A 7,378-nucleotide genomic window follows, 5' to 3' on the forward strand; every position below is an offset into this window, starting at 1 on the left:
CGCCACGGCCATCCCGTGCCGGGCCTCCCCGAGCGGGGGGAGCGTCGACCAGGTGCCGGTGGCGATGTCGAAGGCCTCGACCGTGTCGAGCACCGCGGTGGGCAGCTCGCCGCCCGCCGCGACGATCCGCCCGTCCACGCAGGTGGCGGCCACGCCGCCGCGGGCGGTGGGCATGGTCGGCAGCGACTGCCACGTGCCCGTGGCCGGGTCGAAGCGCTCGAACGCGAACGTGTTCTTGTCCGACGAGAGGTCGCGCCCGCCCACCGCGTAGACGTAGGTGCCGTCGGTGGTGGCCGAGAGGTGTTCGCGAGGGGTGGGGATCGGCGCGGCGTCGGTCCAGGCGGCGCCGTCGAAGACCTCGGTCGTGGGCACCAGCTTGCCGCCGGCCTGCCCGCCGACGACGACGATCTTGTCGCCGACCACGGCCGCGCCGTGGGCCACCCGGGCGTGGTGCAGCGACGGGAGCGCCACCCACGCGCCGTTCCGCAGCGCGAAGACCTTGTCGGACACGATCGCCGACAGGTTCCCGTTCAACGGGCTCCACCCGCCGATCACCACGACCTCGCCCTTGTACGTCACCGCAGCCACGTGGTGCAGCGGCAACGGCAGGTCGGGGCCCTTCTTCCAGGTGTCGATCACGGCGTCATAGCCCCATACCGCGGCGGTGGCGGCGTCCTGGGTCAGGCCGCCGACCACCCACAGCGTGCCGTCGTCGACGGTGGACCCGGCGAACTGGCGGGCGACCGGCGCGTCCTTGAGCTTCCGCCACTCGGTGGCCGGCTGCAGCAGCTGCGGGGGGATGTCCATCGCCGCGCCGACGCCCGTCGAGTCGGTGTGGGAGGGCTTCGCGGCCCCGTCGATCGCGAAGATCGTCTTGCCGACGGCCGAGACCGAGAGGCCGTGCCGGCCCGTGGCCAGCTTCGGCAGCTGGGACCAGGTGTCGGACTTGATGTCGTAGGCCTCGACGCTGTCGTCGACGGTGGCGGGCTCCTCACCGCCGGCCACGACGATGCGCCCGTCGGCGTAGGTCGCGCCGATGCTGCCGCGGGCCGCCGGCAGCGGCGCGAGGGAGGTCCACGTCCGCGTCTTCGGGTCGAACCGCTCCAGCGCTGCGCTGTTCTTGTCGCTCGACAGCTCGCGACCACCCGCGACGTAGGCGTACGTGCCGTCGGTGGCCATCCCGAGGTGCTCGCGGGGCGTCGGGAGGTCGGGGGCCCTCGTCCATCTCGTGCCGTCGAAGACCTCGGTGGTGGGCACGAGCTCGCCGTCCGCCTGCCCGCCGCTGACGACGATCTGGTCCCCGATGACGACGGCACCCGCCGCGACGTGCGGGGAGAGCATGGGCGGCAGCTCGACCCAGCCGCCACCACGCTGCGCGTAGACCTTGTTCGAGCTGATCGCGGACAGGTTCGCGCCCTGCGGCGCCCAGCCGCCGAGCACCACGATCTCGCCGCGGTAGGTCACGGCCATCGCGTGGTGCAGCGGCGTGGGGAGGTCGATGGCGGTCTTCCAGGTGTCGATCGCGGGGTCGTAGCCCTCCACCTTGGCCGTGGCGCCGGTGTCGGTGAGGCCGCCGATCACCCAGACCGTCCCGTCAGCGACCGTGGTGGCCACCTGCTGGCGGGGCGTCGGGTCGTCGGCCAGTGCACGCCACGCGCTGGCGGGAACGGCCGCGGTGACCGGGGGCGGCCCGGCCGGGGCCGCCACCGGGGCTGCTCCGCTGCCGCGGAGCACGGACACCCCCGCGACGGTCAGCCCGGCGAGCAGCACCACGACCGTGACGATCGCGGCGACCACCGTCAGCCTGCGGCGGCGCGGCGCACCGGACGACGGCGGCGCGGACGTCGGGGGTGCGGAGGGCGGAGGTGCGGACGGCGGGGGTGCGGAGGGCGGAGGTGCGGACGGCGGGGTCGGGCCGGCCGGGGGCCCGCCGGAGCCACCCCCGGGAGGCTGGTCGGACCGGGGGCGGGGCGAGGGCGCGACCACCACCGTGGCGCCGTCGACCTCGTCGACCGGCGCGGGCCACGGCGCAGGGGCCGGAGCCGGCGCCTCGGCCGGAGCGGGCGCCGAGGCCACCGGCGGGCGGATCGTCGAGGAGTCCCAAGGCCGGTCCACCAGCGGCAACGGCCCCGAGCTGCGACGCGGCGAGCGGTCCTCGGGACCGACCTCGGCCGCCTCGGTGACGTCCGGGTCGGCGCGGCGGTGCGCCGCGGGCAGCGCCATCTCCGCGACGGGCTGCCCCGCGGCCCGCTGCACCTCCTGCAGCTCGCGGCCCAGCTTCTCCGCCGACGCCGGGCGCTCGGCCGGGTCCTTGGCCATCGCGCGTTCCAGCACCGCGCACAGCTCGTCGGGCACGCCGTGGCCGCGCAGGTCGGGGATCGGCTGGCCGGTGATGCGCAGGAACTGGGCGATGATCTCCTCGCCCTCGCGGCGCTCGAACGCCGCGCGTCCCGCGATGACCGAGAACATGGCCGCACCGAGCCCGTAGATGTCCGACGCGGGCGTGGGCGGGTGCCCGTTGAGCACCTCGGGCGCGGTGTAGGACAGCGAGCCGGTGAACGCGCCCGTCGCGGTCTCGAAGCCGCCCTCGATGCGGGCGATGCCGAAGTCGGTGAGCTGGGCCTCGCCGTAGTCCGACAGCAGGATGTTGGCCGGCTTGACGTCGCGGTGCAGCGTGCCGACGCGGTGCGCGCTCTCCAGCGCCCCCGACAGCCGCACGCCCAGGCGCACGGCCTCGTCCCACGGCAGCGGGCCCTCGCGACGCACCCGCGCGGCGAGCGAGTCCAGCGCCTGGAACGGCATGACGATGTAGGGGCGGCCGCTGTGGGTGACCCCTACCTGCAGCACGTCGACGACGTTGGGGTGGCCCGAGAGCCCACCCATCGCGCGGCCCTCGCGGAAGAACCGCTCGCGGCTGACCGTGTCGAGGTCGGTGTGCAGCAGCTTCACCGCGACCGTGCGGTTGAGTGCCTCCTGGTTGCAGCGGAACACCACGCCGAAGCCACCGCGACCGACCTCGACGGCGTCGGTGAAGCCCGCCCGCGCGAGGTCGACGACGACGGCGGGTCGGCCACCGGCGGTGTGCGGTGGCTCGTCGTCCGTGGTCACCGGCGTCAGCCCTTCGGTTCGTGCGCGCGGACCTCGGCGAGCGTGATGGCCCCGCGGCGCAGCGCCTCGTTGGCCAGCCGGGTGCGACGGCGCTCGCCGTCGCCCGCCACCCCGAACTTGTCGTAGAGCCGCAGCAGGTGCTGCTTGACCGCGGCCTCGCTCACCCACAGCGCCTGCGCGATCTGCCGCGTGGACGCGGGCTCGGTGAACATCTCCGCGCTGGTCATCGGCGTGAACAGCGCGATGAGGACGTCCCGCTCGCGCGGGGTCAGCTGCGGCGGCGGGGCCTGGGCCTCGGTCAGGCCGGGGTCGTCGGCGGTGCGCTCGGCGCGCAGCACGATGCGGGTGCGGCCGATGCGCAGCTCGTCACCGGCACCCAGGCGGGCCTCCCCGGACACGCGGTTGCCGTTGACGAAGGTGCCGTTGCGCGAGCTGACGTCACGCACGCTCCACGCGCCCGCCAGCCTCTCCAGGACGGCGTGCACTCGGGAGACCTGGCCGTCGTCGGACAGCACGATGTCGTTGCCCGCCGCACGGCCCACGGTGATGCGGTCGCCGTCCAGCTGCACCAGGTCGGCTCCGTCGGGCCGCCACACCTCGAGAAAAGCGTTCATCACACTCCCCACCGGAGCGAACGGTAGCCGAATCGGGGTCGACTCCACAGGAGCAGTTCGCATCCTCTTCGACCTGATCGTCCTAAAGGACCCCACCGTTTCCCGGGCACGGGGGAAAGAGCACGTTCCGGGCGGATCCGGACGGCCGAGAAGATCACGAAGAGATCACGATCCGGAGGTGAGCAACTCCCCTAGCAGCGTGTTCACGGTGGGGGCCTCGACGAGGAAGCCGTCGTGGCCGTACGGGGACTCGATGACCCGTAGCTCCCCCGCGCCGGGGATGCCGGCGGCGAGCTCGGCCTGCTGGGCGAGCGGGTAGAGCCTGTCGGAGCTGACTCCGGCCACCACCGTCCGGGCCGTGACCCGGGCGAGCCCGGCCGCCGTGCCACCGCGCCCCCGCCCGACGTCATGGGCGTTCATCATCTCGGTCAGGCGCACGTAGGAGCCCGCGTCGAAGCGGCGAACGAGCTTGGCGGCGTGGTGGTCGAGGTAGGACTCCACGGCGTAGCGGCCGCCCCGCCACGGGTCCTCGCCGTCCTGGGGGTCGCGACCGAAGCGCTCGCCGAGCTCATAGGCGCTGCGATAGCTCAGGTGCGCCATCCGGCGGGCGATGCCCAGACCCAGGTGCGGGCCCTCCCCGTCGGGCAGGTCGTGGTGGTCGCCGCCGTGCCAACCGGGGTCGGCACGGATCGCGGCGAGCTGGGGCGCGGACCAGGCGATCTGATCGGCCGTCGACGCCGCCGGGCAGGCCAGCAGGAACAGTCGCTCGACGCGGGCGGGTGCGGTGGCGGCCCACTCCAGCGCGCGCATGCCGCCCATCGACCCGCCGACGACGCACGCCCAGCGGGTGATCCCGAGGGCGTCGGCCAGCGCGGTCTCGGCGACGACGGCGTCGCGGGCGGTGACGAGCGGGAAGCGGCTGCCCCACGGCCGCCCGTCGGGAGCGGTGGACGAGGGGCCGGTGCTGCCCTGGCAACCGCCGACCACGTTGGGCACCACCACGAACCAGCGCTCCGGGTCGAGCGCGCGGCCCGGGCCGACCAGCGCCTCCCACCAGCCGGAGGTGGCGTGACCGGGGCCGGCCGGGCCGGCGACGTGGCTGTCGCCGGTCAGCGCGTGCAGGACGAGCACGGCGTTGTCGCCGGTGAACGTTCCCCACGTCTCGTACGCGATGCGCACGCCGGGCAGCTCCCCGCCCGCCTCGAGCGGGAGCGGGGCGGGGAGCGTCACCCAGAGCCTGCGGCCCGGGTCGTCCCCCTCCCGCCACGCACCGGTGGCGGGAGAGAGCCCCACCGTCGTGCTGCTCAAGGCAGCTCTCAGGCGCCCTTGGCCGCGCGGAAACCCGCGTCGAGGTCCGCTTTGAGATCCTCGATGCCCTCGAGGCCCACCGACAGCCGCACCAGACCCGGCGTCACGCCGGTGGCCGTCTGCTCCACCTCCGTGAGCTGGCTGTGCGTGGTGCTGGCCGGGTGGATCACGAGGCTGCGGACGTCACCGATGTTGGCGAGGTGGCTGAACAGCTCCAGCGCGTCCACGAACTTCTTTCCCGCCTCGACGCCGCCGACGATGTCGAAGGCCACGATGGCACCGACGCCGCGCGGCAGGTACTTCTGCGCCGCGGCGTGGAACGGGCTGGACGGCAGGCCCGCGTAGTAGACCGTCTTCACCTCGTCGCGGGACTCGAGCCACTCGGCCAGCGCCTGAGCGTTGGACGTGTGGCGCTCCATCCGCAGCGACAGCGTCTCGATGCCCTGGATCAGCAGGAAGCTGTTGAGCGGGGCGATGGCCGGTCCGAGGTCGCGCAGCAGCTGCACCCGCAGCTTGATCGCATAGGAGAGCGGGCCGAGAGCGTCCCAGTAGACGAGGCCGTGGTAGCTCGGGTCGGCTGTGGTGAGGCCGGGAAAGCGGTCGGCGTGGTCGCCCCACGGGAAGTTGCCGGAGTCGACGACGACGCCGCCGATCGCGGTGCCGTGGCCGCCGAGGAACTTGGTGGCCGAGTGGATCACGATGTCGGCGCCGTGCTCGAACGGGCGCAGCAGGTACGGCGTCGGCACGGTGTTGTCCACCAGCAGCGGCACTCCGACCTCGTGCGCGACGTCGGCGACCGCGCGGACGTCGAGCACGTTGTTGCGCGGGTTGCCCACCGTCTCGGCGAAGAACAGCTTGGTGTTCGGGCGGACGGCCGCGCGCCACTCGTCGAGGTTGTCGGGGTCGTCGACGAACGTGACCTCGATGCCCATCTTCGGGAACGTGTAGTGGAACAGGTTGTACGTGCCGCCGTAGAGCGAGGAGCTGGAGACGAAGTGGTCGCCGGCCTCGGCGATGTTGAGGATCGCGAGAGTGGTGGCCGACTGGCCGGACGCGAGCGCCACCGCCGCGATCCCGCCCTCGAGGGCCGCGACGCGCTGCTCCACGACGTCCTGCGTCGGGTTCATGATCCGTGTGTAGATGTTGCCCATCTCGGCCAGACCGAACAACGCCGCGGCGTGGTCGGTGTCCCGGAAGGCGTACGCGGTGGTCTGGTAGATCGGGGTGGCCCGGGCGCCGGTGGTGGGGTCAGGGGCGGCGCCCGCATGGACCTGCTTGGTCTCGAACGACCAGGCGGCCGTGGGGTCGGGTGTGTCGGACACAGAAATCTCCCTGGGAGTGGCGGTGCTCTGGAAAGGGGCGGCGCACGGAAGGGCCGCGAGGCCGAGTCAGCGACCGGGTCGACAGGTCGCGCTCGCGACGCGCATGTAGTCCACATGCCGGCGTGCCACGAGGCGGATCACGTCGCGAACCGTAACCGGGTCGCCACCCGGGCACAACACTCGCAAGGGCGACGTCGGCTGAGCTCGCGATGCCGCCCATCGATACGTCGGCTGAGCTCGCGATGCCGCCCATCGCTACGGTCTCTGCCGTGCTCGTACTGCTCCCGCCGTCGGAGACCAAGATCGACGGAGGCGACGGGCCGCCCCTGCACCTCGACGCCCTGGCGCACCCGTCACTGAACCCGCTGCGCGCCGAGCTGGCCGACGAGCTCGTCAAGCTCGCGGGCGACGTACCGGCGTCCCGCGCCGCCCTGGGCCTGTCCGTGAAGCAGGACTCCGAGATCAGCCGCAACGCCGCCCTGTGGAGCTCCCCCACCACGCCCGCGCTGTTCCGCTACACCGGCGTCCTCTACGACGCGCTCGACGTCCGTTCCCTGCGGGGCGCGGCCGCGGCCCGGGCCCGTTCACGGCTGGCGGTCGGGTCGGCGCTGTTCGGGCTGCTGCGCGCCGACGACCCCGTGCCCGCCTACCGTCTCTCCGCAGGCTCGTCGCTGCCCGGCCGCGGCACGCTCGCGTCGCAGTGGAAGCCGCTGCTGGAGCCGGTCCTCGCCTCGATCGCGGCCGGTCAGCTGGTGGTGGACCTGCGCTCGGGCTCCTACGCGGCCCTGGCCCGCATCCCGGGCGCGGTGGACGTCGACGTCCTGGCCGAGCACCCCGACGGCCGTCGCACGGTGGTGAGCCACTTCAACAAGGCCCACAAGGGCGCACTCGCCCGCCTGCTGGCGAGCACCCGCGCCGAACCGTCCGACGCGGGAGCGGTCGCGACCCTGGCGAGACGGGCAGGCATGAGGGTGGAGCGCACGGGCGACAGCCTGAACGTGATCGTCCCCGCCTGATCCCCGGCCC

General features: G+C 73.6%; 5 protein-coding genes. 1 reads left to right on the forward strand and 4 read right to left on the reverse strand.

Translation table 11 applies throughout. The features are described from left to right. The 4 genes from JWR81_RS31225 to JWR81_RS31240 form a co-directional block, all read right to left on the reverse strand. Nucleotides 1–3,108, reverse strand: a 3,108-nt coding sequence (locus tag JWR81_RS31225; RefSeq protein ID WP_297661107.1) for a serine/threonine-protein kinase, incomplete at its 3' end; no start/stop codon positions are given. A 5-nt stretch (nucleotides 3,109–3,113) separates the two neighbouring features. Next, the gene (locus JWR81_RS31230; protein ID WP_297661108.1) at nucleotides 3,114–3,722 is read right to left on the reverse strand and encodes an FHA domain-containing protein; all 609 of its coding nucleotides are present in this window, start codon (nucleotides 3,720–3,722) and stop codon (nucleotides 3,114–3,116) included. A gap of 165 nt (nucleotides 3,723–3,887) precedes the next feature. Continuing rightward, on the reverse strand, nucleotides 3,888–5,015 hold the full coding sequence (locus tag JWR81_RS31235; RefSeq protein WP_297661112.1) for a homoserine O-acetyltransferase: 1,128 nt from the start codon (nucleotides 5,013–5,015) through the stop codon (nucleotides 3,888–3,890). 23 nt (nucleotides 5,016–5,038) lie between these two features. Then, a complete protein-coding gene (locus JWR81_RS31240; RefSeq protein WP_297661110.1) occupies nucleotides 5,039–6,352 on the reverse strand; it encodes a bifunctional o-acetylhomoserine/o-acetylserine sulfhydrylase in 1,314 nt (437 codons plus the stop codon). Between the two features lie 269 nt (nucleotides 6,353–6,621). Here JWR81_RS31240 and yaaA point away from each other — a divergent pair, with 269 nt between their 5' ends. Then, nucleotides 6,622–7,368, forward strand: coding sequence for a peroxide stress protein YaaA (yaaA, locus tag JWR81_RS31245; protein ID WP_297661111.1), 747 nt, complete (start codon nucleotides 6,622–6,624; stop codon nucleotides 7,366–7,368). Nucleotides 7,369–7,378 lie beyond the last annotated feature (10 nt).

Source organism: Pseudonocardia sp., assembly GCF_025965585.1.
In the GTDB taxonomy this organism is placed as follows: Bacteria; Actinomycetota; Actinomycetes; order Mycobacteriales; family Pseudonocardiaceae; genus Pseudonocardia.